A 26711-nucleotide genomic window follows, 5' to 3' on the forward strand; every position below is an offset into this window, starting at 1 on the left:
AATATGATTAAAAGAAAAATGCTATACATTTGCAACAGTTTTTAATGATTAGTCATAGGAATAATAGACAAAACAATGAAGAAAATGATTCTTTCTGTGGGTCTATGTTGCGGGCTGGGCTTGCAGTACGGATTTGCCCAAAACATCGCAGCGACCGACAGTATTCAGCCACAAACGGCGACAGACTCTATCATGCCACAACAGACTTCTCCTCAGGAAGAAATCTCCGTGACGCGTTTCAAACGCTTGGCCAACGACCTGACGGCGCGTGTCACTGCTCCCAAGCGTGACCAGAACAACGAACCTTGCGCCATCATCAAGGTAGTGACGAAGGACAAAGGCTTGTTCTTTGAGCCGGACGCTCTGGGCATCACCGCCCGCGAGGATCAGCCGGGTGAGATCTGGCTTTATGTGCCGCACGGCGCCAAGCGCATCACCATCAAACACGAGCGCTTCGGCATTATCCGCAACTACTTTTACGGCGAGCCCATAGACAAGGCTACGGTTTATGAACTGATACTCCATGTACCGGAGGTGAAAGGCGATAAGATCATTCTCCGTCAGGAGGTGACGGAGCAGGCGCTGATGATGAACTACGCACCTTCACAGGCAAGGCTGTATATAGATGATGTGTTGCAGAAGACCAATGGGAACGGTGCTTTCACGGCTGTGCTTCCTTTGGGAACACACAATTATCGTGTGGAAGCGGAACATTATACTGAAGAAAAGGGCTCTTTCGATATTGTGCCCGAACGTCCTACGGCGTTGAACGCCAGTCTTCCGCCCATCTTCGGATTCATGAGTGTGGCTTCAAACATGGATAAGACGGATGTTACGGTGAATGGAAGCCATGTGGGTGAATTGCCATACGCTTCGGACACCATCAGTATCGGCACTTATAAGGTGGCTGCCAAGCGTGCTTGGTACATTCCGCAGGAAAAGGATGTGGAAGTGCGGCCTACGGAGACGAGTGTGGTGGAGTTCAATCTGGTGCGCCAGAAGCCGAACCTCTTCCTGATGGCGCAATTGGGTAATGCGCTGCAAGACAATAATCAGACTTCTTTCGGATTGATGGTGGGCTATTGCCGCAGACTCGGAGGATATATCAGTGGGCGTACCGATGGAAATCCTACTTTGGACTGGAGGGATATGTCGAACGAAACGGGCGTTTATTCCGGAAAAACGAAGAAACATCATTTATCCCTCTCTGTCGGTTTCATGGCGCGTTACTTCAACTGTTTGTATCTATATGCCGGTGCTGGCTGTCTGTGGCGTCAGCTCGATTGGGAAACGGGCACTGTCGCCAAGCCGGGCGATTATCAAACCGTGGTGAACAACAATGGCCCGATGGTGGAACTTGGCCTTATAGGGCGATACAAATGCTTTGCCCTTTCGGCAGGTGCGGTTTATGGATTCGGTATGGAAAAGATTGTAGACACAAATCTGAAAGGCAATGACAAATATCTGGAGTTTATCGTAGGTATTGGTTATGTGTTCGGCAGATAATGAAGTACATTAATAATTTATAGAATAAGATTATGAAACGAAATATATTTTATGGCGGTCTGCTGATGTTTGCCACAACACTGCTTTGTGCCTGTGGAACAGATCCGGAGATACCGCAGTTTGAGTCCAGGACGATTGGGACGGACAAAGTGAGGAAAGTGGCAACGACGGAACTGACGGATGCGGGACTCACTGAGGGGAGTGATTTACGTTATAACTATATGTATAGTATAGGTAGCGATATGTACTTCAGGGGAAAGGCATATCGTGGAGACGTGTATGGTAACTATTCAATCTACAAATACAATCCGGAAGCAGGTAAGGTCACTGTAGCGTGGTATGTGTCGGACACGAATATACCTATTGAATATGCGGGAATGGAAAGCCCCTTGTCAGCGCTTACTGCACTGGTCACGCAAATGCAGGATTTGCAGGGCCAGATGGATGCTAAAGATGCAGAGATGCAGAAAATACAGAATGAAAGGGAGACATTACGTGATGAGTTGTATCAGTTGGATTATAGCTCTGATGAGTATAAACGCATTGAAGCCGCTATCGCTAAATATGATGAAGATTATAACACCTTGTACAATGACCGTGATGCGTTGAAGCAACAGTATGATGAAAAGGATTCCGAACGTTCTAACCTGTACCAATCAGTCAGAGAAATAATAGATGCTGTAAGTAATGGCATGTCTTCTTTTTCTAATGATAAGAACCGCATGTGTACGTATAATGGCAAGGGCTATTCTTATATAGAAACAGGCTATTCTTCTGTTTTCAATAATAAGCCTGTATTGCTTGAATTTGACCCTGCAACGGGAAAAATTAAAGTGAATGTACTCGAAGCATCAGATGATTCATATCTCGAATTTATCTTCTCTACGAGTCAGGGGATTTTTGCAATGAAAAATTCGCAAATTTATCAGTATTCTTTCACTAATAACAATTGGGAGCTTAAAGGTGATCTGGATGGAAGCGCCTCTTATGACCCTTCTGCTCTCCGCATGTTTTCACAAAGCGATAAGCTATACAGCACGACTTACGAAGGCGGAACAATGATATTGCGGACATTGAATGCGCCTTATACCTCGGTGTCGAGCACTGCGTCTCTGGTTTATCCCCATGATTATGGCTATAAGGATTATAATTCTTATAATTCTTATTATGGTTATGAAAATTATCCGTTTGCGGCGGACGGCAAACTGTACATCCCTAATGGCCGTAATTTCTATGAATGTGACTTGTCCTCCAACAAAGTCTCTTCGGTAACCTTGCCTGACGAAACAAATATGGAATATATGCTTTGCGTGATAGGCAGTAAGCTCTATTATGTATCAAGCTCAACTCTTTATGAGATAACTTTCTAAGCTTCTCTCTTTCCGGAGCAGCTTTTTAGCATTCGCTGCCTTCACCCTGTATCCTGCCGCCACAACGTGCGGGGAGTTTTGCGGGTGAAGGCAGCACTGTTTTGGTGCTGCCCGCACAAGAGGCGCGCCTTGTCACACTGTTGTCAATGCTTTGCCAATACGGATGTAAACGTTGGCAGAATAAGTGGCAGTGAATCAATACATGAGGCAGAAGGTGGGCAAGACACATGCGGTGAAACTTTTTTCTCCTTTCTTCTTTCTTCTGAAATATATTCTCCTTACTTTTGGCATATCCAAACAGAAACGATGCGATGGAGAACTTTGCCGCAATTGATTTTGAGACAGCCAATGAGCAGCGATGCAGCGTGTGCAGTGTCGGTGTGGTGGTGGTGAAAGATGGAGAGATGACCGACAATTATTACAGCCTTATCCGCCCCGAACCGGAATACTATACCTACTGGACTACCCGCGTGCACGGTCTGACGCTGGCAGATACGGCGCAGGCTCCCGTCTTTCCCGACGTGTGGCGTGAAATATCTCCGCGTATCGAAGGCCTGCCTTTGGTTGCCCACAACAAGGCTTTTGATGAGAGTTGTCTGAAGGCCGTTTTCCGGACTTATGGCATGGACTATCCCGACTATGATTTTTATTGCACCTTGCAGGCCTCCCGCCGGGTCATCAAGGGGCTTCCCGACTATCAGCTTCATACCGTAGCCTCCCGTTGCGGCTACCGGCTGGAGCAGCACCATCATGCCTTGGCCGATGCGGAAGCCTGTGCATGGATAGCCCGAATGGTATTTGACGTATAGACGTGAATGGCAGAAAAAGGAAAATGTATGTATTGATTTATGATATAACTCATGAAATGATGGAGGAACTGAAAACACTGGCGGATAAAGTCTGCCGCATAGCCCGTGATGCGGGATGTTTCTTGAAAGAAGAACGTAAAAAGTTCCGTCTGGAGGCGGTGCGGAAAAAGCATACGCACGACTATGTCTCTTATGTGGACAAGGAGTCGGAAAGGCGGATTGTGGTAGCTCTCAGAGAACTGCTGCCCGAAGCCGGGTTCATTGCCGAAGAAGGGTCAGCCGTCTATCGTGACGAGCCTTATTGCTGGGTGGTGGATCCGCTGGACGGAACCACGAATTACATTCACGACAATGCCCCTTACTGCGTCAGCATTGCGCTGCGCAGCAAGCGCGAATTGTTGCTGGGCGTGGTCTATGATCCTTGCCGTGGCGAGTGCTTCTGTGCCTGGAAAGGCGGCGGCGCTTATGTGAACGGTGTGGAGATGGCAGTATCTTCCGTGCAGGATTTGGAAGAAGCCTTTGTGGTGGCCGAGCTGCCCTATAATTCGGAGCAGTACGCCCGTACGGGCGAACATCTGATACATGAGCTTTATGGCCGCGTGGCAGGTATCCGTATGAATGGCTCGGCAGCCCTTGCCCTCTGCTATGTGGCTGCCGGGCGTTTTGATGCCTGGTTGGAGGCTTTCATCGGCAAGTGGGACTTCTCCGCCGCCGCGCTCATGGTGCAAGAGGCCGGCGGCAAGGTGACGGACTTTTATGGAAACGACGATTTCATGGAAGGCCATCACATCATAGCCACCAATGGAGCACTGCATCCGTTGTTCGTAAGGTTGGCGCAGGAAGTGCCGCCATTCTGAAGGACCGATGGAAAGCGTTCTCAAAACCTGGCTTTTGCCCTTCGTCCGTCTTTTCTTCCCGTGCCGGTGCGCAGTGTGCGGTTCCGTCTTGCGGGAAGGAGAAGAATGTGTCTGCATGAAGTGCAACATGGATATGCCCCGCACGGACTATCATCTGCGTACGGACAATCCGGTGGAATGCATGTTCTGGGGAAAACTGCCTTTGGAACGCGCCACTTCTTGCTTCTTTTACCATAAGGGCAGTGATTTTCGGCACGTCCTGCATCTACTGAAGTACGGCGGAAGGAAAGACATAGGAGAGGTTATGGGGCGGTTTATGGCTGCGGAACTGATGGAGGCAGGCTTCTTTGAAGGTATCGACCTGATTCTGCCTGTCCCTCTGCACCCTCGCAAGCAGAAGGTGCGGGGCTATAATCAGAGCGAGTGCATCGCCCGCGGTATATCTGCCGTGACGGGCATTCCAATGGATGTGTCTTCCGTTGTCCGGCAGAGACATACCGACACACAGACCCGCAAATCGGCTTATGAACGCTGGGAGAATGTGGATGGCATCTTCTGCCTTCTTTCTCCCGGATGTTTCAGGCGGAAGCATGTGCTTATAGTGGATGACGTACTGACTACCGGAGCCACCGTCACGGCTTGTGCCGATGCATTCAGGGGAGTGGAGGGGATTCGTATCAGTATTCTGACGTTGGCTGTAGCAGGATCGTGACAGGGAACGGAAAACAAAAAAGGCTCGCCGTATGACGAACCTTTTTGCTCTTCCTCTTGGACTTGAACCAAGGACCCTCTGATTAACAGTCAGATGCTCTAACCGACTGAGCTAAGGAAGAATTTGCATTTAAGGATCTTTGCTCTTCCTCTTGGACTTGAACCAAGGACCCTCTGATTAACAGTCAGATGCTCTAACCGACTGAGCTAAGGAAGAATGTTGCTTTTCCTTAAATGCGGTGCAAAAGTAATAGGATATTTTGAAATATGCAATATCTTTGCAAAAAAAATATCGGAAATGGATAAAATAATAGGTTTAGGCAACGCTTTGGTCGATGTGCTGGTAACCCTTGAGAACGACGAAATATTAGAGAAAATGCAACTTCCCAAAGGAAGCATGACCCTTATAGATGAATGTAAGCTGTTGAAAATCAATGAATACTTTGGCCAAATGGAAACTCATCTGGCTACGGGAGGCTCTGCCGGAAACACCATCCGGGGACTGGCATGCCTTGGGGCTGCTACCGGATTCATCGGAAAAGTGAGCAATGATTTTTATGGAAACTTTTTCCGGGACAGCTTGCTGAACCGGGGGACAGAGGCCCGGCTGTTGTTTTCTTCTTCCCTGCCTTCAGGTGTGGCTTCTACTTTTATTTCGCCCGACGGAGAACGTACATTCGGCACTTATTTGGGGGCGGCGGCCACATTGAAGGCGGAGGAGCTTTCTCTGGAAATGTTCAAAGGCTATACGTACTTGTTCGTCGAAGGATACTTGGTGCAAGACCATGATATGATTCTCCGTGCCATCGAACTGGCCAAGGAGGCGGGGCTGCAAGTCTGTCTGGATATGGCAAGCTATAATGTGGTGGGTGAGGATCATGTTTTTTTCTCCATGCTGGTCAATAAGTATGTGGATATTGTATTTGCCAATGAAGAAGAAGCCAGAGCTTTTACCGGAAAAGAGCCTGAAGAGGCTCTGGGAATCATTGCGAAAATGTGCAGCGTGGCTGTTGTGAAGATGGGAGCGCGCGGCTCTTTGCTCCGAAAGGGGACGGAGGAAATACGTGTGCAGGCGCTTCCGGTAGCGAAAGTGGCGGACACCACGGGAGCCGGAGACTATTTTGCCGCCGGCTTTTTATATGGGCTTACCTGCGGCTATTCATTGGAAAAATGTGCCGGAATAGGCTCCATCCTTTCCGGGGATGTAATTCAGGTCATAGGCACGGAATTGCCGGAAGCGCAGTGGGAGAGGATAAAGAAAGAAATCAGTGAGTTGTAAGACTATAATAATTGATCAATATGAAAAGATTTTTAAAGATGCGCTGGATGGTTGTTCTGCTGGTTGTGGCGGGTGCTGTCTGCTTTCTGAGTTTCAAGAGTGGCGACAGCCGCAGTTTTCGGATAGCCAAGAATCTGGATATATTCAATTCCATTGTGAAAGAACTGGATATGTTCTACGTGGATACGATTGATCCTGACAAGACCATCCGCGAGGGTATAGATGCCATGCTTTATTCGCTCGACCCTTATACCAATTACTTTCCGGAAGAAGACCAGAGCGAACTGGAACAGATGCTGAAGAACTCTTACGGTGGTATCGGTTCGATCATTACATGGAGTACGAAGCTGAAACGCTCCATGATAGCTGAACCGTATGAGAATATGCCTGCTGCCAATGTGGGATTGAAAGCCGGTGACATCCTGATGGAAATTGACGGGAAAGACCTTGCGGGAAAGAACAACCAGGAAGTCAGCGAGATGCTTCGCGGACAAGTGGGAACCAGCTTTAAGCTGAAAGTGCAGCGTCCCGGTACGGAGAAACCGTTGGTGTTCGATATTGTGCGCCGTTCCATCCAGTTGCCTCTTATCCCTTATAGCACGGTGCTGGACGGTAAAATCGGATATATCAACCTCAGTACTTTCTCCGGTAATCCCTCAAAGGAATTCAAGCAGGTTTTTCTGGACTTGAAGAAAAAAGGCATTACTTCTTTGGTGATAGACCTGCGCAACAACGGCGGAGGATTGCTGGATGAAGCTGTGGAAATAGCGAATTTCTTCCTTCCCCGTGGCAAAACCCTTGTGACTACAAAAGGAAAAATCAAGCAGGCCAGCAGTTCATACAAGACTCTGCGAGAGCCTCTGGATTTGGAAATTCCTTTGGCAGTGCTGGTAAACAGTGGAACGGCTTCTTCTTCGGAGATTCTGGCCGGTTCTTTGCAGGATCTTGACCGTGCCGTAATAATCGGTAGCCGGACTTTTGGCAAGGGATTGGTGCAAACTCCACGCCCATTGCCTTATGGGGGGACGATGAAAATCACCACGTCCAAATATTATATTCCAAGCGGGCGCTGCGTGCAGGCCATAGATTACAAACACCGTAATGAGGACGGCAGTGTGGGACGTATTCCCGACAGTCTGACTACCGTATTCCATACCGCAGCCGGGCGTGAAGTGCGCGATGGCGGGGGAGTCAGTCCTGATATTGCCGTGAAACAGGAGAAATTGCCTAATATCCTGTTCTATCTGGTGAATGATAATTTGATTTTTGATTATGCAACCCGGTACTGCCTGAAACATCCTACGGTTCCGGCTCCTGAGAAATTTGAAATAACCGACGCTGATTATGCGACTTTCAAGGAAATGGTGAAGAATGCGGACTTCAAGTACGACCAGCAGACAGAAAAGATTTTGAAGAACCTGAAGGAGATGGCTGAGTTTGAAGGCTATCTGGCCGATGCTTCCGGGGAATTCAAGGCTCTGGAGAAGAAACTGACGCATAATCTTGACCGTGACCTTGATCATTTCTCCAAAGAGATAAAAGGCATGATTGCAGTGGAAATCATCAAGCGTTATTATTATCAACGTGGAAGCATTATCGAACAACTGAAGGATGATGATGATCTGAAGGAAGCGGTGAAGATTCTGGAAAGCCCGGTAGAGTATAAGAAAATGCTAAGCGCACCGGAAATGCCTGCCGCAAAATAGTGAGCTCAATTTTAAAGAAAGAGAATTTTCAATCTGAAGCTTGAAAGTCTTTATCTGTCATAATAAAGAGTCATATTATAACCATAAATAAGGTTTAATATGACTCTTTCGTTTTTATCGGTTATAATCTATAACTTTTTTGATACGCATTTTTTTTTCCCCTGCGGGCTATTCCGTGTAATCTCCGTTTGCCTTTATCAGTTCGATCAGCTTCTCTACTGCTTCTTCTTCGGGGATATTCTTTTCAATGCATTCTTTCTTTTTGTAAAGGCTAATCTTGCCTCGGCCGGCGCCTACATAGCCATAGTCGGCATCTGCCATTTCACCCGGCCCGTTGACGATGCATCCCATGATACCTATTTTCAGTCCTTTCAGATGGCCGGTTGCCGATTTGATGCGGGCAATGGTGCTTTCCAAATCATAGAGAGTGCGTCCGCAACCGGGGCAGGAGATATATTCGGTCTTGCTGGTGCGCACTCGTCCGGCCTGCAGGATGCCGAAGGCGGTGGCATCTATTGTTTCATCGCTTATCGCTTTGTCGCTCTTGCCGCCTTGGTTGTACAGCAAGATGCCGTCACAAAGACCGTCGAAGATGAGGGCTCCTATATCGGCGGCAGATTTGATTTGCAGATTCTCTGCCTCTTCTTCCGAATAATGTTCAAAGAAGACTATCGGGTTCTTCAGCCTTTCCTGCATCATCTGATGCACCAACGCACGCTGTTCTCCCAGACGGTTGGGGTGGATGCTTTGTGAAACCAGTACGACTTCAGGATGATATTTCAGGCAGGCGATGGCTTCGTCATTCAGCCCGATATAAGTGATGAACAGAAATTTCAGTGATGCGTTACAGTTACTGAGGAAAGGTAACTGGTCACCCTTGAAAGCGGGCCAGACATTGTTTGGCTTCGTTTCTCCCCCATTAAGGTCCATCCATACATCGGCGTCAATAATGCAGTGCATGCCTTCTGGACGCTGTTCGGGAACGGAACGTCCTGTATAGACATAATCAGGCATGAATTGGGGAGTGAACTTCATGTTGCCGTCCGGACGTGCGGCAATAACCACCGGCAGATTCTTCCCGCCGATGTTGTGTACGGCCGTTGTTTCGCGACGTACGGGAGAAAGATAGTCAAATTCCGGAACATTTGCTCCGGGGATATAAGGATGGTTCCGGCGTTGCATGATGTAATCCACCAGTTTGCGTGCTACGGGAATTTCGGCTTCGGGAGCTTCACTCAAAGAGACACGGATGGTATCACCCAAGCCGTCGGCCAGCAAAGCGCCGATGCCCAAAGCCGATTTGATGCGCCCGTCTTCCCCGTCTCCTGCTTCCGTTACACCAAGATGCAACGGAAAGTGCATGCCTTCTTTTTCCATGACGGCTGCCAACAGACGTACGGTCTTTACCATTACTACCGTGTTGGAAGCTTTGATGGAAATCACTACGTCCTTGAAATCCTGTTCCACACAAATGCGCAGGAACTCCATACATGACTCTACCATTCCCTCCGGTGTGTCTCCGTAACGGGACATGATGCGGTCTGACAGTGAGCCGTGGTTCACACCGATGCGGACTGCGGTATGGTTTTCCTTGCAGATATAGAGGAAAGGGATAAACCGGTCACGTATTTTCTGGAGCTCTTGGGTGTATTCCTCATCTGTGTATTCCAGATGTTTGAAGGTACGTGCCGCATCTACATAATTTCCCGGGTTGATGCGAACCTTTTCTGCATAAAGTGCTGCCACATCCGCTACCTTGGGATTGAAGTGGATGTCGGCTATGAGAGGAACCATGTAACCGTCCTTCCGGAGAGCCGCGTTGATGTTCATCAGGTTCTCGGCTTCCTTGATGCCCTGTGCCGTGAGGCGCACATATTCGCCCCCTGCATCTGCGATGCGTTTTGCCTGTGCCACACAGGCTTCCGTATCTTGTGTGGCCGTGTTGGTCATACTCTGTATGCGGATAGGATTGAAGCCGCCCATAGGGGTGGCTCCAATATTTACTTCTGATGTTTCCCTACGGGAATAGTTGAATAAATCCATGAGCGATTAATTACCGTCTAATTGACTTTGTATTCGTACTTCACCTCTTTCAGATCCTCATTTGCCTTGACGATTTTCTTTTTTAGTCCTTCTTTATAGGCTGTAAATGCTTTTGCCAGTGTGTCGTCGCTCAATGACAGTATCTGGACGGCAAGAATGGCGGCATTCATAGCTCCATTGATGGCAACAGTGGCCACCGGTATGCCCGGAGGCATCTGAATGATGGAATATAGTGCATCCACACCGTCGAGTACAGCGCCTTTTATGGGAACACCGATGACTGGTAAGGTGGTGTTGGCAGCAATGACGCCCGGCAAGGCGGCAGCCATGCCTGCCGCAGCAATGATTACTTTAATGCCACGTTGACGGGCATTTTTTGCAAATTCCTCTACAGCTTCCGGGGTGCGGTGGGCCGAGAGAGCATTCATTTCGAATGGTACATGCAGGTCATTGAGCAACTGTGCGGCTTTCTCCATTACAGGAAGGTCTGAGGTGCTGCCCATGATGATGCTAACAATTGGAGACATATTATTGGGTTATTAGTGTTTAGAGATGAATGTTTGGTGACGGGTGACCGGCTATTGGGTTTCTCTGCCCCGCTGATCACCCGCCGCCTGCTTTCTTATCCGTTAATCAAAGCTTTGTATGCTTCCGCATCCAGCAGACTGTCAAAGTCTGCATCGCCTGCAGGTTTAATCTTGACAAGCCAGCCTTCTCCATACGGATCTTTGTTTACCAGCTCAGGCTGGTCGGCAAGAGCTTCGTTTTGTTCCAGAACTTCTCCGCTGACAGGCAAGAAAAGGTCAGAAATGGTTTTCACTACTTCAATTGTGCCGAATACTTCATCGGCTGCCAGCGTTTCACCTTCTGTCTGGATATCCACGAATACAATGTCACCCAGTTGCTCTTGTGCGTAATCAGTGATACCTACGTAAGCTACATCGCCTTCCTGACGAATCCATTCATGTTCTTTGGTGTACTTTACATTTGTTGGAAAATTCATAATTGTTAGTTTTAAGGGGTTAATACTATGTTCAATTTGTTTTCTTTATTGTTTTATGATAATAGGCTCCTTCTTTCCTTTAAAACAGGAAGATGCGGAATAATAAATTGCTCACAGGATGAAGCACAAGCAGGGAACAAACCAGACCTACGGCAAATCCTCCCATGACTTCACCCAATGTATGATGTTGCAGAATGATGCGGGCACTGCCTAATACGCCTGCCACTAAAATGAAAAGGCATAACCACCACACGGGGTTATATCCAAACAGGGCGCTGAAGGCTACCAGTCCTCCCACTACGGCTCCGGCTCCCGCCATGTGTTCACTGAGTTTCCATTTCAGATTGACTATGACGCAGATAATCATCATTACCAATGCGGAGAGAATGATGCCGGTCATATACCAGGGAATATTCAGACGGTGCATCATGAGTAGGCAGAATACATAAGAAGTAATGGTGAGGATGAAAGGAATGTACCTCCGTTTTCTTTCTATCAGGTCTGCCGGACTGAAACCGTTGATCTTGCGGAAAATGAAAATTGTCAATGTAGGCATCAGGATAGTGAAACAATAGACCACCCCTAATACAATTAGTTTGTACTTTAAGGGCATGATACGCAGATATGAAAACAGAAACAGAATCAGGAATGCCAGAAATGGGATGGAAAAGGGTGTGAATATGGCCGAAATTACTTTCGCTGACCTGATCAGGGTTTTATCTGCTATAATATGTTCTTCCACCATTTTTATTTGTTGTTTAACGGTTTACGATTGATATAATTCCTTTTTGCCATGCAGCTATCTCGCCATTTTTTCACTTTCTGAGTCTTGCGACAGGGATATTCATCTGTTGCCGGTATTTAGCTACCGTGCGGCGGGCTATCGGATATCCTTTTTCTTTTAGTATTTCGGTGAGTTCATCGTCGGTATAGGGCTTTTTCTTATCCTCATTATCAATGCATTCTTTCAATATTCTGCGGATTTCGCGTACGGACATTTCTTCACCGTCTTCGGTGGTGTAGCCATCACTGAAGAAGAATTTCAACGGGTAGATGCCATAGTTGGTCTGCACATATTTGCTGTTGCTCACACGTGAGATGGTGGATATGTCCAATCCCGTCCGTTCGGCAACGTCCTTCAGAATCATGGGGCGAAGCAGCGATTCGTCCCCTTCGAGGAAGAACGGACGTTGCAGATCGATGATGGCTTGCATGGTGGTCATCAGCGTATTCTGGCGCTGTTTTATGGCGTCGATGAATCCTTGGGCCGCATCCATTTTCTGTTTCAGAAACATCATGGCTTCTTTGGATTCTTTGGACTGGTTTGCCCTGTTCTTAGTATGTTCCTCCACCATTTCCGTGAAATCCCGGCTCATACGCAGTTCAGGAACGTTCCGGTTGTTCAGCGTTACGTTGATGGTACTGTCATCATAAGTATCTACAATGAAGTCAGGTACTATCTGCTGCATATTTTTGCCGATGGCTTCACCCAATGATGCTCCCGGACGGGGATTCAGCTTGCATATTTCTTTGATGGCCTGTTCAAAAGCATCTTCTTCCAAATCGAGCTTCTGCTGAATCTTGTCCCAATGTTTGCGGGTGAATTCTTCATAACATTCAGAAATGATAGCTTCTTCAATATAAAGCAACGGATTCGGAGTGAAATGTTGCTGCTCTATCTTGCGCCGGATTTGGATAAGAAGGCATTCTTGGAGGTCGCGGGCCCCCAATCCGGCCGGATCAAAGTCTTGGATAATTTTCAATGCTTCTTCCAATTCCTGAGGGGTAGCTTCGATTCCGGCGTAAATGGCAAGTTCATCGCTGACGCTGTCCAATGATTTGCGCAGCAGGCCGTCATCGTCCAGTGAACCGATGAGGTACTCCGCCAATTCACGTTGATGTTCGGTGAGATCACGCTCACCTAATTGCTCTCTCAAAGTTTCGTAAAAGGAAGTGGTGTCGGAGAAAGGAATTTCTTCGGCTTGCTCGCCTTTGCTTCGGTTGTTCTCCTGTAATTTATAGTCGGGAATGTCATCTTCTGTCAGGTAGTCGCTTAAAGAATCATAATCGGTGTTTCCACCATCTTCTGCGGCGGTTTCAGCATCGGGAGCATCGGTGTATTCATCGTTGGCCGATTCTTCTTTTCCCTCTTCCAATGCCGGATTCTCCAGAAGTTCGGCATGCACACGGTCTTCCAGCTCCACAGCGGGAAGTTCTAATAGCTTTACTACCAGAATCTGTTGCGGAGACAACGTCTGAATCTGCTGTTGCGCCTGCGTCTGTACCTGTCGGGAACCTTGTGCCATATTTAGAATTATGAATAATGAGTTTTGAACTATAAAATGCCTATTCTAAAATTCTACCGCAAAAATAGCGAATAGTTCGGGAATGCGAAACCTTCTCTTACTATATTTAACAAGAAAGAGGCTCCCCGGTCATTTTGAGGTATTATCTTTCAGGCAAATGGCAACCCTATATCGGAAAATTAATTAAAATATATTATATTTGCAATGTCTATCCCGAATGGGTGACAATAACCAATATTATATAATATGAAAAAACGGAATCTTTTTTTTCTGAGTAGCGGACTTCTTTTTTCTTCGTTGGGAGCCTACGCACAGAAAGCATCCAAACCCAATATCATCTACATTATGTGCGATGACATGGGGTATGGTGACTTGGGTTGCTATGGGCAGCCTTATATCAATACACCCAACATTGATAAAATGGCTGACGAAGGCATGCGTTTTACTCAGGCTTATGCCGGAAGTCCGGTGAGCGCACCTTCACGTGCTTCATTCATGACCGGGCAGCATTCCGGGCATTGTGAAGTGCGCGGTAATAAGGAATACTGGCGTAATGCCCCTGCCGTGATGTATGGAGATAACAGGGAATATGCTGTGGTGGGGCAGCATCCGTATGATCCGGATCATGTAATCATACCTGAAATAATGAAAGATAATGGGTATGTAACCGGTATGTTCGGCAAATGGGCAGGTGGCTATGAGGGCTCTGTCTCTACACCGGATAAGCGTGGAATTGATGAGTATTACGGCTATATCTGCCAGTTTCAGGCGCATCTTTATTATCCGAACTTCCTGAACCGTTATAGCAAGTCTTTGGGTGATACGGCAGTGGTCCGTGTCGTGATGGATGAGAATATAAAGTATCCGATGTTTGGCAAGGATTATTTTAAACGTCCGCAATATTCTGCGGATATGATTCATAAAGAGGCGATGAAATGGCTGGATTCACAGAATGCACAACAACCTTTCTTCGGTATTTTTACCTATACACTTCCTCATGCCGAATTGGCACAGCCTGAAGATTCCATATTGTTGGGTTATGAGAAAAAGTTCTTTACAGACAGAACTTGGGGCGGACAGGAAGGCTCACGTTATAATCCTTCTATCCATACCCATGCCCAGTTTGCTGGGATGATTACCCGTTTGGACCATTACGTCGGTGAAGTGCTGAAGAAACTGAAGGACAAAGGATTGGATGAGAACACTATTGTGATTTTTACCAGTGACAACGGCCCTCATGAAGAAGGAGGGGCAGATCCAGCCTTTTTCGGCCGTGATGGAAAACTCCGGGGATTGAAACGCCAATGCTATGAGGGTGGCATCCGCGTTCCTTTTATAGTCCGCTGGCCGGGTAAAGTAGCGGCAGGGGCAGTGAATGACCATCAATGTGCATTTTATGACCTAATGCCTACTTTTTGTGATATTGCAGGTATAAAGAATTATACCAAGCGGTATGCCAATAAAAAGAAAAAGGAAATAGATTATTTTGACGGAATATCTTTTGCTCCGACTTTGTTAGGGCGGGAAGCACAGAAAGCACATGATTTCCTATATTGGGAATTTGATGAAACCGATCAGATCGGTGTCCGCATGGGTGACTGGAAGATGGTGGTAAAGAAGGGAAAACCATTTCTGTATAATCTTGCTACGGATATACACGAGGATTATGATGTGGCTGCCGAACATCCTGATATAGTGAAACGGATGAAAGAAATAATCAGAATGCAGCATACTCCGAATTCTAATTTTTCAGTGACTCTGCCATCTTGGGATTAGAAAATCAGAATAAATGACGGACTGCTATCTGTATTTCTGTAACAGTTCGTACCCTGTCTTTCGGATTTTCTGTTTATCTTTGCGTAAAATCAATTAAAAATGCAGCGTCATGTTTGCTAAAGAAACGTATGTGCAGCGCAGAGCCCTGCTTAAAAAAAATATAGGCTCAGGAGTGTTACTGTTTTTAGGTAACGATGAACAAGGATTGAACTATGAAGACAATACCTTTCGTTATCGTCAGGATTCTACTTTCCTTTATTATTTTGGTCTGTCATTTGCCGGTTTGTCGGCCGTTATCGACATTGATGAGGACAAGGAAATCATTTTCGGTGATGAACTGACCATTGATCATATTGTCTGGATGGGAACCCAACCTACCCTGAAAGAGAAAAGTGAACGGGTAGGCATTTCGGAAACTCGTCCTTATGCAGATATTGTAGGTTATCTGCATAAGGCTGTGCAGAAGGGACAGAGCATACATTACCTTCCTCCCTACCGTGCCGAGCATAAGTTGAAACTGATGGACTGGCTGGGTATTCCACCTGCACATCAGGAAGGATCAGTGCCGTTTATCCGTGCGGTAGTGGCACAGCGCAACCATAAGTCGGCAGAAGAAATAGCCGAGATTGAAAAGGCCTGCGACGTGACGGCCGACATGCATATCACAGCTACGAAAGTCCTCTGTCCGGGTATGTACGAATATGAAGTGGTGGCAGAGATGAACCGTGTGGCAGAGGCTAATAATTGTGACCTTTCTTTTGCAACGATTGCTACGGTGAACGGGCAAACGTTACACAATCATTATCATGGCAACAAGGTAAAGCCGGGAGATCTTTTCCTTATTGATGCAGGTGCTGAACTTCCTTCCGGCTATTGTGGAGATATGTCCTCCACCGTCCCTGCCGACAAGACTTTCACTTCCCGCCAGCGTGCGGTTTATGAAATTCAGAATGCTATGCATCTGGAATCTGTAAAAGCACTCCGTCCGGGCATTCCTTATATGGAGGTATATGAACTCTCTGCCCGTGTCATGGTAGAAGGGCTGAAGGAACTGGGTCTGATGAAAGGAAATGCTGAAGATGCTGTGCGTGAAGGGGCGCATGCGCTGTTCTATCCTCACGGTCTGGGGCACATGATGGGGCTGGACGTACACGATATGGAAAATTTTGGTGAACTTTGGGTGGGTTACGACGGTCAGCCTAAGAGCACGCAGTTCGGCCGCAAGAGCCAGCGGCTTGCCATCCCTCTGGAACCGGGTTTTGTGCACACCGTTGAACCGGGCATTTATTTCATCCCCGAGCTGATAGACCTTTGGAAAGGCGAAAAGAAATTTGCGGACTTCATCAATTACGATAAGGTGGAAGCATACCGTGATTTCGGCGGAATCCGCAATGAAGAAGATTATCTGATAACCGAAGACGGTGCACGCCGCTTGGGCAAGAAGATTCCTTTGACGCCGGAAGAGGTGGAGGCGCTGCGCTGAATCCATCAAGATATATAATGATAAAGCCTGCTGCATCTTGTGCGAGGATGCGGCAGGCTTTGTTGTTTTTCTCTCCGATGAAATCTATTCTGTATAGTTCTGTATCTGATGAGGCTTTTCTGCATGAAAGGAATTATCTGTTCGATATAATTATACTTCAAATATATTTTTCCCATAGATAACGGAGTGGGCTGAGTAATCTCTCCGTTACACTCCGTTCGTCTGTCATCACCTCTGCCGTTCCGGATAGTTCCCCTTTGAAATCCAACGTTTTGCCATACGAAGTGCACAAGTCCTGTGGAAGTTTTACGGTGATGGTATAAAATCCGGATATTCCTTTGACATTACATATAATGCAGTAGAATATTTGCAGCCATAATATTTTGTGATAATCTTCAAAATGGTTCTTGCATTATCTTTTATTATTTTCTGATGTGCATTCATTCTGTTGCTTTACTATTTTAAATATTTGTCTATCGTTGTTGTCACTTGTTGGTCGCTCGGTCTTGGAGCATTCATTTCAACAATATTGCCCCGTTTATCGAAAATGATGTATCGGGGAATTAATCCCAACTTTAGCTTTTCCAGTATTTTGCTATTCTTTGAATTGGTGATGAAGAAATTGTTGGGCACTTCTGATAAGCCCTCTTGCTCTACCGCCTTCTTCCAACTGCTTTCCTTGTCGTTGAGGGCCAGATAGACGAATACCACATTTTTTCCCTTGTACAATTCTCTCAACTTTGCCGAGGGAGGCATTTCTTCCCGGCAGGGCACACACCAGCTTGCCCAAAAGTCCACATAAATGACTTTTCCTCTGTTTTTTTTCAACAATATGTTTAGGTTGGTAGGCTTTCCGTGAATGTCCTTCAGCAATAGCTGGCTGGCGTCGGCAGACAAGTTGTATTGGTCTCTTATTTTGTTGAGTAGTAGTGTGTCTTGAGTGATATGGATATATTTATCAAGATAGCTGTTTACATCTTGTGCCGAAAAGTTTTCGCCGATTTCTTTGATGCAGCGTTCAAGCAAGATTTGTTTGGATTTTGGCTGAAATGGTTTCGGAGATAATTCATCGAAGGTTTGACGCCAATCCTTGCTTCCTCCTTGGGATTTGCGTATTGTCGGAATATGCTGATTGAAAAACCAAAGGTAGTAGTCCAGAAATTCACGGTAGGAGGGATAACGGATATATTTGTCGGATATTTCGGGTTCCATCTGGCGATAGAAGGTGGTGTCTTCATTCAACATCCGCCGGGATTCATAGTCTTTCAGAGCAAGTAGGTATTGATAGTGATTGTATATCTTGTCCGAGATGATTTGCTGTTGTTTAAAGAGGTTGATGGTGTCCGTATAGGCTGTTTTATAGCTGCTGAACATGGATTGCAATGAGTCCAAAGGGCAATAGTTCATTAATAATGAAGTCCAGTTGTTGGCTCGTATCACGTCTATGTTTTGGGCAATCCGTACCCAGTCGCTTCCCAAACATGTTTTTGCTTCTAAGCCGGAGTGTGTCCTCCCTTTGCGCAATTCATAGTTCATATTATAGATTCTGTTGCGTTCCGGGTGATGTTTGCTGCTTAAAATAGGGTAGTCGAGGTTGTCCATAGAGATGGTAATAGTATCCCCTTGCATTAAAGGATAATAGATAAATTCAAAATCTCTATAATTCAGGGCTAATTCCTTGAAATGCTCGGGTGATTGTAAGATTATAGTATCGAAATCTGCTTCCGGCATATATTCCCTAAGTACTTCTGTATTGTCGGTATAGAGAACTTTAGGCATGGGTATGTGTTTTGACCCTCCGGGAGTTTTGTATGGTTTAGGCTGGTAGTGGTCGAAACATACTACAATCTGTTCTTCACATTCTTTATTGATGGATTGGCTCTGCTGGCAAGAATAGAGAAATATCGTCAGAAAGAAAATGGTATATCTAATCATAACGAATAGGTTTGTATTTTAGGGAATAAAGATGAATCAATGTGAATGACTGTTTTCAACCAAACAACGATGAGCAGGAGAACTGCCTCTTGAACAAATTCTCCTACTCCAGTTGTGAAGCTCGTTACCCACAATAGCTGCTTGAAGCACAGCTATCACAGCACCAATTTCCTTCCGAGGTAGCCATGAATTGGGCCTGAATTTTGCTTACGTTACATTCTACGGTACCGCTTGGTGATTTGTAACCGCAAGTACCAGAACCACCTTTGATTGCTCTCATCTGAGTCTTGCTGAGAGCTTTTGATTTTAAATCATTGAAATTCATTTCTTTTGAATTTACAGAGTTAGTTCTACTCTATTAAAGCTTTTCGATTCCGCTTATATTTTAGCACACAAAATATCATAAGTTAAAATTTCCTTCTAAACAAGTATTGTCCGCCTCTATCTCAATGAGATAGTTACCTGAGCTTTCGCCGTTCAGGTCTATACTGAGGGTAGCAGGATTGCTGTGTGTCTCTGAATTGACTGCTTCACCGGTAGATTCATTGGTGATAGTGACACTGACAACTGCAATGCTTTCATTGAAGCTGATATCTACTACATCATTATAGAGATAAGCGTAGGCAGGCTGAAAAATGATGCTGCGTGGAGTCACGGGTCTATCTGGTTCTATATCATGTCCATGTTCTATGTGTCTCGTGTCATCTTTGGCCACAGTGAGTGTAATCTCTCCATTGTTATTAGCAAGCTCTTTAGCGCTGGATGTTGTTGTACTCATTATTACAAGGAATACGGTTAAAATGCTCAGATACAAGATTCGTTTCATACTTTTTTGTTTTTTTGTTTGTGACAAAGTTAGCGTAATTCTCGTCTGTTGTGCAAATAAACCATGTCTCATTTTTGATGTGATTTGTCCCATTTCTACATGAGACATGTCTCATGTATCAGCAGAAGTAGTGCTTATTATGCTTCTTAGCAGTTTTTGTAATCCATTTGCCTGATAAGGGACATTCATCTTTTTGCAAATTCTCTGTTCAGTCCGGTAGAGGGTGGCGTGGGCAATTTTCAAGATTTGCATTTTTTCTTTGATAGAGAAGTCTGTAAATAGCAGATAGCAGTAATGGGTTTCGTTTTTACTGAATTTATGTTCAGCAGCCAGTTTTGAGAGAGTGCCTGTTTTCTCTGTTTCTGCCATAAATCTAATCCATTCATCGTCTGTCAATGTCACCTTGGAGATTCCGTGCTCTTTGCAATCTGCAATGATTTGCTTCATTTTATTGTATACATCCGAATAATCCAACACCTTTCTTAGTAGCATAATGTGTTGTTTATTCAATTTATCCAGTTCCTCCTGCATTTGTTCCTTTTGGGCTTCGTCAATGTACTGCTGTGTTATTTTTTGTTGCAGGGCGGCTATTTGTTCCTCTTTCTGTTTCGTTTCTTCTTTCACAAAAAAGTATTGTCGGCGCAGTTCTTTTTCTTTTAAGAGAGCTTTTTGTTTTTGCAGATAGAGTTTCTTGAGATAACGTTTTCGCAATAGATAAATGCTTCCAAAGCCTATGAGTACTGAGATGAGAATGTAGTAGCGATATTCTTTTAGATAAGATTCGTACAATGTCCGTTGCTGCAACATTTCTATGGTTCGTTCTGCCTCGTTGATTTCGGTTCTCTGCAGAAACAAGTTCGCGCTGTCTTTATAAGCAGAATGGAACTGTTCCAAATTGAGAGATAGGGAAGTGTCGCCTTTTGCTTTTGCTATATCGGCCAAGCGCATATAGGCTGCTTCTTTGGTGCTATAGCTTGGCGATGCAAAGCTTTTCTTTATATATATGGTGGCAGAGTCGTATTGTTTCGTTTGGTAATACGCATCTCCCAATTCCAAAAAGGTACGGTAACAGTGTGTCGTATCTTTTTGCAGCTTGAAGCTTTGCTTGGCATATTGTAGTGCTTTTGTACTCTCTCCGGTTCTGACATACAGTGTGCTCAGTGCAGAAAGGACATTTGCTTTAATAGCATCTTCTTTGATATTTATTAAAAGGGATTGTGCTTGTAGCAGTTCCTTTTTCGCTTGTGGATAATGCTTTTGGTAGAGTTGTATGTTCCCTTGCATGGTGAGGATTGTAATCCTCAGGAAAGTGTCTTCCAATTGGATACTGATTTGCTCGGCTTTCCGATAAACGGTATCTGCTTTTTCATAGAAATTTTGCAGGTAATAAATGTATCCCATATTGGCGTATATTTGTCCGAGCAACACTTTGTTTCCTGCTTTTTGTGCAAAAGGAATTGCACAGAGAAATTTATCTGTAGCTTTGGCTTGCTCATTTCTGTCTCTGCAAACGCTGCCCCAATAATAATAGGCTTTCGCTTGCATTTTACTTTCTTTTATGGAGTTATAATAGCGCACGGCTGTTTGTATCAGCGAGTCATCAGTCTGCACTATGTAGTTTTTGTCCCGTGCCTGCGTCAACAGCAGCGCATAGTAGGCGCGGTCGGCTTCTGTCTTCAATCTGTTTGCTGGGATGTCTTGCAGCAGGTGCAGTGCACTGTCCGGGCATTCTTGCATCAGCGAGTCAGCTTGTGCCAGCAGATTTCCACTGTTCCTGCTGGTGCAGGCAGATAGGAATAGGACCAGCAGGGATATGAGTAAAGCAGTATTTCTCATGCAGTCTATATGGTTTGTGCTGCAAAGATAGAGATTTTTTGTGTTTCTTAGATAAGGCTGTCTTTATTGCTTTAGCCTGCATTATTCATACTTTAATATACCTCCTCCATCCTTTCCAGCTCCCATCCCCGGAACTGCATCACGATGCGGTGCAGCTCTGTGCCCCGGCACATCTGCTGCACTTTGCTGCCTTCGGCATAGCCGTGGATTTGCCGCACGGCATCCTCCCATTGGGTCTGGGCTTTCTCGGCGGAGTCCTTCACGGTGAGGTACTTCAGCTCAATGATGTAGCTGTGCGCCACTTCGGGATAGCGGCTGTGGTCGGGCATGAGGAAGAGGTCGCAGAAGCCGTGGTTCAGCTCCACTTCGGGGGCGATGAGGTAGTAGGAGCAGATGCTGAGGTAGGCGGTGAAGAAGCCTTGCAGGTTGCGCTCGCCCTCGATGGCGCTGCGTACGGAGGAGTTTTCCTTGTAGGCGCGGGCGATGAAGGTCATGGCATCCTGCCATCGGCCGTCGAAAGCCATATTGTCGAACAAATCCTTCAGCCCGTTGAAGCTGATGGTGTGATGGCTTTGATAGTCTTCCAGGGCATATTCGTAGTACTGTTTTCGTACGTTGTTGTTGGGGATGCCCAGTATAATCCGGTCTCCGCGGGTGCCTTTTATGGTAAGCATCCCGTAGTAGAAGAGTAGGCTGGAGAATATCTCCGGGTCGGTCAGTTGGCTGGCTGGGAAGGAGGTGACGAGGTCGGTGATAATCTGCCCTTCTTCCGTAATCCTGCGGAGCACGCCCTTGCGGTCGCCGTCGAGCTTGTCGAGCCGGATGAGCTTCTTCATCTTGCTGTAGTCCGTGCGGGTATTGGGGTCCACCATATTTTCGGGTGTACAGTTGAAGTTCACCCTGTTTTGCAGGTAATAGAGCACCATGTCGCTGTTGAACATGTGCTCGCCATTGAGCAGGCTGCTTTTGGCGAAGCAGTAGTTATCGTACCACGGCTTCATTTCCTCTATCATCCCCTCGATGTCTCCCTGCAAGGCTCCCGCTTCTTGGTAGTAGCGGAACATGGCGCGTACTTCTTCCAGGCTGAATCCGAGCATCCGGTTGAACTGCGGGTTGGTGGATAGATGCCAGCCTATGTTGAAGCCGCTGGTGAGGTCATCCAGGGTGACGGGGCTTACGCCGGTGATGAAGATGCGGTTGAACATCCCCTTGAATTTCTTGAACACTTCGCGGTAGAATCCGCTGGCGTGGGTCAGGGCGTGATAGACTTCTTCGCCCTGCTCGTTGAGCACCACGTTGGTGAAGTTGTCGTATTCGTCGATGATGAGGTAGAGGGAATTGCCGTACAGGCTGTTCTGGTCGGCCAGGTAATTCAGCTTGCTGCTCATGAATTTCTTTTCTTTCATGTCCCGGGCAAATCCGGGATAGTAATAGGACTCGTAAACAACGGCAAAGGAATCCAATTTCATGGAACAATAGTCCTCGAATTTTTCCTGCAACTGGCTGATGTCTCCCCCCACTTGCGAGAAGTCCAGCGAAAGTATCTGGTACTTCCCTTGCATCGGTGTGGGCTGCTGCCCTATCCACAACTGCCCGAACCACTTCTCAAACTTGTCTTTCTTGTTGATGTCGTAGTAGGCCTGCAGCATATTGAGGAAGAGGCTCTTCCCGAACCTGCGGGGGCGGATAAAGAAAAGGCTGTCCGGTTGCTGCTCCAGCAGGGGCAGGTACATGGTCTTGTCCACGTAGTACATGTTTTCTTCTATCACGCGCTCGAAGCTTGCCACTCCGTAGGGTATTCTTTTTACTGTTTCCATGTTGCTCTCCTTTTTGCTCATTGCTGTTCCTGCCTACAAAAATAGCTTATTTCTTGATAAGTAGCAACAATAAGCCGAAGTATCAAGAAATGCCATTGTTTCTTCTATATTCTATAAAGGACGGGGAAGAAGGCAGGTAGCCGTCCGGAGGGGTGGATTTGGAAACTAAGTGTTGTCAAGCGTGCAGTTCCAATACAAACCTTGCTCCTTTGGTGTAGCTGCCGTCCAGTGTCAACGAACCGTTCATCTTGGTGGCAATCAGTGAACAGATGGGTAGTCCCAAACCGTCTCCCTGTGTCAGATCTTTGATTTCGGCAAAAGGCTTGAAGATGTTTTCGCGCTGTTCTTCCGGAATGCCGCAACCGGTGTCGCTGATGACGAACTGGTGGGTATGGGCGCCGCGCTTTTTGAAATCCAGCCAAATCTTTCCCCCAACGGGAGTATATTCGGCGGCGTTTTCCAGCAAATGCAGCAGGATCCGTTCCAGGTGTTCGGGATTTATTTTCACATTCAATTTAGGAGCATTGACGGTTACAGACACACCTTCTTGCGTTTTTCCTTTAATCTTGTCCATTACGGTTTCGCAGAATGTGGATATGTTCTTTTCCTGCATTTCGTAAGGTTCGGACAAGGTACTTTCAAGTTCCGACAGTTCCTGAATGTGGTTGGAGAAGCCACGCAGAGCTTTGACACCAGGCAATGAAGAATCCAGCGTGTCTAAAGTTGGTTCCATTTGGGCGGATATATTCCGGATGAATTGGGTTTTTAGTTCATTGTGCTCATTGGCGATGCTGATAGCTTTTTTTTGCTTGCGGGTCAATACGACGAAACGCAGTAATACGATAGCGCCGAATATCAATGTTGCAGCAAGGATGGCAGCGAGAACACAAAGTCCTATGATGACGTATTGTTTGGCACTTAGCGAATTATCCTTGTCTTGGATGGTTGCCAGACTTTCGTCATACTTCCGTTTCAGCACGTTCAGTTCGTCTTGGGCAGTGAGCGCCTTTACCGAATCGGTCCACAAGATGTATTTTTCGTAAGTACGGGCTGTCAATATTGCATTATTGGCTTTGCGGGCAATATTGATAAGGGTCTTGTAGCACTCGCTCACCTTATCGTAATTTTTTTGTTCCTTGTATTTTCCAATCAGGCGATTGATGGCGGCGTCTCCTTGGGCGTTTTGTCCGAAAGTGTAGTAATAATTGGCCTGAGTATAAAGCAGATCATTGTTCAGCGAGTCATTGCGGGAAGCTTCGGCGGTTTCTTCAAGCTTGGACAACTGCTCCTTGGCACGAGTGGGATTTTTCAGGCCGATATACATTTGCAGACGCTCTTTATTAATGAGGAAATGTAGTTCGGGCATGGCTTTGCCGTTTTTCTGCTCACCGGCGGCCACTGTCATTTCGGCGCCGCGGAGTAATTCAAAAGCTTCTTTGTAATAGTTCTCCCGATGGTAAAGGGCACTGGCATTGATGCCGCATTCTACGGCCTTCCGGTATTGTTCTTGAGATGAGAAAGTATTGTAGGCCTGAAGGAAAAGATAACGGGCCTTGGTATATTCTTTTTTCGCAAGATTTTCTTGGGCTTGTTTCATCAATTCGTCAGCGCGGTTTTGCGCATGAATCTGGCTGTAGGCACACAAGAATGCCAGGAAAAGGATAGTAATTATTTTTTTCATCATGTGAAATTGTTTGTTTTATACACAAAGGTAGAATAAATAATTGGAAATTGGTAATGGACAATTGACATTTGCTTAGTATTTAAAGCTGCTTCCCCCTAAGAATTCTCTTAGCAGCGAGGTCGGGGGGATCTCCTTGTCTTGTACGGGAGTGAAGTATTTGATGAACTTCAGTAGGCGGTAGGCTTCCGCGTATTCCGGACAATTGCGGGGAACACTGGTGAGTATGGGTTCCGCATGGCAGCGCAGTACGGCAAACTCGAACAGCAGGGCAGAGTTGAACATGACATCTGCATTTTCCTGATAGGGGAATATCCATTTGTCCTCGCCGGCACGTACGCTCGACCACCGGGAGATGGTTTCGCGGGCTGAATATCCCCGGTAGTTGAAGTCGCGAATAATGCGGCGCAGCAGCCGGTTGTCTGTTGTGGGAATCCAGTTGTGGTCATCCAGTGAGATGGTGGTGAGGGCGGACACATAAATCTTGTATTTGCTTGCCACCGGGATTTGAGGCGTCAGTTCGGGGTTCAGGGCATGGATACCTTCCAGTATGAGTATGGTATGTTCATCAATGCGTAGCCTGTCTCCTTTGTATTCTTTCTTTCCGAGGGTGAAGTTGAAGCGTGGAAGTTCCACTTCTTCACCCCGGAGCAATGCTTGTAGCTGTGTGTTGAAGAGTTCAAGGTCAAGGGCATATAGCGATTCATAGTCATAGTTGCCATTTTCATCGCGCGGAGTTTCCTCGCGATCCACAAAGTAATTGTCCAATGAGATGGGGTACGGACGCAGTCCATTAGTCATCAGTTGCACGCTGAGCCGTTTGCTGAATGTCGTCTTGCCCGAAGATGACGGGCCGGAAATGAGGACGAGCTTCACCCGGTTGCCGTTTTCACCGCGGTGGTAAATCTCATCGGCTATTTGGGCGATTTTCTTTTCCTGCAGGGCTTCTGCCACATTGATAAGGTCTGTAGCATGACCTTCTTCACATGCAAGGTTGAAGTCGCCTACATTACTCAATCCCATGATGTAGTTCCAGCGCAGATGTTCTTTGAATACATCCAGCATTTTCTCCTGTTTCACCACCTCTTCCAGGATATTCGGATTCTCTTTATTAGGGATGCGCAGCAGCAGACCGCCATAATACTTTACGATGTCGAACATCTTGACGAAACCGGTGCTGGGTAACAAGTTACCGTAATAATAATCTACGGTATCGCCCAGCATATAATAATAGGTATAGAGTGAACCGGAGGTTTCCAGTAGTTTCACCTTGTCATTCATGCCCCGTTCGCTGAAAATACGTACCGCTTCGGCTGTATGGCATTCTACGCGATGATAAGGGATGTCTTCGGCGATGATTTCCTGCATCCGTTTCTTGATGGCTGCCACATCTTCCAATTCGATGGGGCGGCCGAGGCGCAGGTTGCAGAAGTAGCCTTTGGATACCGGATGCTCCACAAACAGCTTGCCTTCGGGAAAAAGTTCGTTGACAGCTTTGTAAAGAATGAAACAAAGCGAACGTACATAAGTACGCATGCCCGAAGAATCGCGCACGTCAAGAAACTCTACATCTTTGTTATTGTAAACGCGGAAATTCAGTCCTTCCGATCGGTTGTTTACCTTGGCGCTAACCACCTGGTAAGGAAAATTGAGATTAAAACCGTAATAAATTTCCAAAAGTGAGCTTCCAATAGTGAATTCTTTGGAAATATTGTTATTTTTGCAACAAATTTGTAACATGTGTTTCATGATGTTCATCTTTAATAG

22 protein-coding genes, 2 tRNA genes and 1 pseudogene are annotated in these 26711 nt (G+C 46.3%); 9 read left to right on the forward strand and 16 right to left on the reverse strand.

Annotated features, from left to right (window positions below; genetic code table 11):
* Positions 1-75 precede the first annotated feature (75 nt).
* Both BACHE_RS04695 and BACHE_RS04700 read left to right on the forward strand, forming a co-directional pair.
* On the forward strand, positions 76-1506 hold the full coding sequence (locus BACHE_RS04695) for a PEGA domain-containing protein (RefSeq protein WP_013546566.1): 1431 nt from the start codon (positions 76-78) through the stop codon (positions 1504-1506).
* A 32-nt stretch (positions 1507-1538) separates the two neighbouring features.
* Positions 1539-2876, forward strand: a complete 1338-nt coding sequence (locus tag BACHE_RS04700; protein ID WP_013546567.1) for an OmpH family outer membrane protein — start codon at positions 1539-1541, stop codon at positions 2874-2876.
* 25 nt (positions 2877-2901) lie between these two features.
* On the opposite strand, the gene BACHE_RS17275 is transcribed toward BACHE_RS04700, so the two are convergent.
* Positions 2902-3105 (reverse strand): hypothetical protein, encoded by a 204-nt coding sequence (locus BACHE_RS17275; protein WP_148229816.1) that lies wholly within the window; start codon positions 3103-3105, stop codon positions 2902-2904.
* A gap of 82 nt (positions 3106-3187) precedes the next feature.
* On the opposite strand from BACHE_RS17275, the gene BACHE_RS04705 reads away from it, so the two are divergent.
* The 3 genes from BACHE_RS04705 to BACHE_RS04715 are packed head-to-tail and all read left to right on the forward strand — an operon-like array spanning position 3188 to position 5254.
* Positions 3188-3685, forward strand: coding sequence for a 3'-5' exonuclease (locus tag BACHE_RS04705; protein ID WP_013546568.1), 498 nt, complete (start codon positions 3188-3190; stop codon positions 3683-3685).
* 59 nt (positions 3686-3744) lie between these two features.
* Complete coding sequence (locus BACHE_RS04710; RefSeq protein WP_041579647.1) at positions 3745-4542, forward strand: inositol monophosphatase family protein; 798 nt, start codon at positions 3745-3747, stop codon at positions 4540-4542.
* Positions 4543-4549: 7 nt separating this feature from the next.
* A complete protein-coding gene (locus BACHE_RS04715; RefSeq protein WP_013546570.1) occupies positions 4550-5254 on the forward strand; it encodes a ComF family protein in 705 nt (234 codons plus the stop codon).
* Between the two features lie 47 nt (positions 5255-5301).
* On the opposite strand, the gene BACHE_RS04720 is transcribed toward BACHE_RS04715, so the two are convergent.
* Together BACHE_RS04720 and BACHE_RS04725 are read right to left on the reverse strand one after the other, a co-directional pair.
* A tRNA-Asn gene (locus BACHE_RS04720) sits at positions 5302-5375 on the reverse strand.
* 21 nt (positions 5376-5396) lie between these two features.
* A tRNA-Asn gene (locus tag BACHE_RS04725) sits at positions 5397-5470 on the reverse strand.
* Between the two features lie 81 nt (positions 5471-5551).
* Between BACHE_RS04725 and BACHE_RS04730 the strand changes: the two genes are divergently transcribed.
* A complete protein-coding gene (locus BACHE_RS04730) occupies positions 5552-6532 on the forward strand; it encodes an adenosine kinase (protein ID WP_013546571.1) in 981 nt (326 codons plus the stop codon).
* A gap of 20 nt (positions 6533-6552) precedes the next feature.
* Positions 6553-8238 carry a S41 family peptidase gene (locus BACHE_RS04735; RefSeq protein WP_013546572.1) on the forward strand — a complete coding sequence of 562 codons (1686 nt, stop codon included), beginning with the start codon at positions 6553-6555 and terminating at the stop codon, positions 8236-8238.
* Between the two features lie 168 nt (positions 8239-8406).
* On the opposite strand, the gene BACHE_RS04740 is transcribed toward BACHE_RS04735, so the two are convergent.
* From BACHE_RS04740 to rpoN, 5 genes are all read right to left on the reverse strand, one after another.
* On the reverse strand, positions 8407-10281 hold the full coding sequence (locus tag BACHE_RS04740) for a 4-hydroxy-3-methylbut-2-en-1-yl diphosphate synthase (RefSeq protein ID WP_013546573.1): 1875 nt from the start codon (positions 10279-10281) through the stop codon (positions 8407-8409).
* 17 nt (positions 10282-10298) lie between these two features.
* Complete coding sequence (purE, locus tag BACHE_RS04745) at positions 10299-10808, reverse strand: 5-(carboxyamino)imidazole ribonucleotide mutase (RefSeq protein WP_013546574.1); 510 nt, start codon at positions 10806-10808, stop codon at positions 10299-10301.
* 95 nt (positions 10809-10903) lie between these two features.
* On the reverse strand, positions 10904-11284 hold the full coding sequence (gcvH, locus tag BACHE_RS04750) for a glycine cleavage system protein GcvH (protein ID WP_013546575.1): 381 nt from the start codon (positions 11282-11284) through the stop codon (positions 10904-10906).
* A gap of 79 nt (positions 11285-11363) precedes the next feature.
* Positions 11364-12029: a phosphatase PAP2 family protein gene (locus BACHE_RS04755; protein WP_013546576.1), complete on the reverse strand. Its 666-nt coding sequence runs from the start codon at positions 12027-12029 to the stop codon at positions 11364-11366.
* 70 nt (positions 12030-12099) lie between these two features.
* Positions 12100-13590 carry an RNA polymerase factor sigma-54 gene (gene rpoN, locus BACHE_RS04760; RefSeq protein WP_013546577.1) on the reverse strand — a complete coding sequence of 497 codons (1491 nt, stop codon included), beginning with the start codon at positions 13588-13590 and terminating at the stop codon, positions 12100-12102.
* Between the two features lie 246 nt (positions 13591-13836).
* Between rpoN and BACHE_RS04765 the strand changes: the two genes are divergently transcribed.
* Both BACHE_RS04765 and BACHE_RS04770 read left to right on the forward strand, forming a co-directional pair.
* Complete coding sequence (locus BACHE_RS04765; RefSeq protein ID WP_013546578.1) at positions 13837-15366, forward strand: arylsulfatase; 1530 nt, start codon at positions 13837-13839, stop codon at positions 15364-15366.
* Between the two features lie 109 nt (positions 15367-15475).
* Positions 15476-16849: an aminopeptidase P family protein gene (locus BACHE_RS04770; protein ID WP_013546579.1), complete on the forward strand. Its 1374-nt coding sequence runs from the start codon at positions 15476-15478 to the stop codon at positions 16847-16849.
* Positions 16850-17006: 157 nt separating this feature from the next.
* Here the strand turns inward: BACHE_RS04770 and BACHE_RS17955 are convergent.
* The 8 genes and pseudogenes from BACHE_RS17955 to BACHE_RS04800 form a co-directional block, all read right to left on the reverse strand.
* Positions 17007-17171: pseudogene (locus tag BACHE_RS17955) on the reverse strand (HlyD family secretion protein); the annotation flags it as partial.
* 134 nt (positions 17172-17305) lie between these two features.
* The gene (locus BACHE_RS04775; RefSeq protein ID WP_013546581.1) at positions 17306-18784 is read right to left on the reverse strand and encodes a TlpA family protein disulfide reductase; all 1479 of its coding nucleotides are present in this window, start codon (positions 18782-18784) and stop codon (positions 17306-17308) included.
* A 124-nt stretch (positions 18785-18908) separates the two neighbouring features.
* Complete coding sequence (locus BACHE_RS16875; protein ID WP_013546582.1) at positions 18909-19109, reverse strand: TIGR04149 family rSAM-modified RiPP; 201 nt, start codon at positions 19107-19109, stop codon at positions 18909-18911.
* A 75-nt stretch (positions 19110-19184) separates the two neighbouring features.
* Positions 19185-19610, reverse strand: coding sequence for a DUF3244 domain-containing protein (locus tag BACHE_RS04780; protein ID WP_013546583.1), 426 nt, complete (start codon positions 19608-19610; stop codon positions 19185-19187).
* Positions 19611-19721: 111 nt separating this feature from the next.
* Complete coding sequence (locus BACHE_RS04785; RefSeq protein ID WP_013546584.1) at positions 19722-21446, reverse strand: tetratricopeptide repeat protein; 1725 nt, start codon at positions 21444-21446, stop codon at positions 19722-19724.
* Between the two features lie 92 nt (positions 21447-21538).
* Positions 21539-23263, reverse strand: a complete 1725-nt coding sequence (locus BACHE_RS04790; protein WP_013546585.1) for an ATP-binding protein — start codon at positions 23261-23263, stop codon at positions 21539-21541.
* 175 nt (positions 23264-23438) lie between these two features.
* Positions 23439-24944, reverse strand: coding sequence for an ATP-binding protein (locus BACHE_RS04795; RefSeq protein WP_041579650.1), 1506 nt, complete (start codon positions 24942-24944; stop codon positions 23439-23441).
* Between the two features lie 75 nt (positions 24945-25019).
* Complete coding sequence (locus tag BACHE_RS04800) at positions 25020-26693, reverse strand: nucleoside kinase (RefSeq protein ID WP_013546587.1); 1674 nt, start codon at positions 26691-26693, stop codon at positions 25020-25022.
* Positions 26694-26711 lie beyond the last annotated feature (18 nt).

The organism is Bacteroides helcogenes P 36-108, assembly GCF_000186225.1.
Lineage (GTDB): Bacteria > Bacteroidota > Bacteroidia > Bacteroidales > Bacteroidaceae > Bacteroides > Bacteroides helcogenes.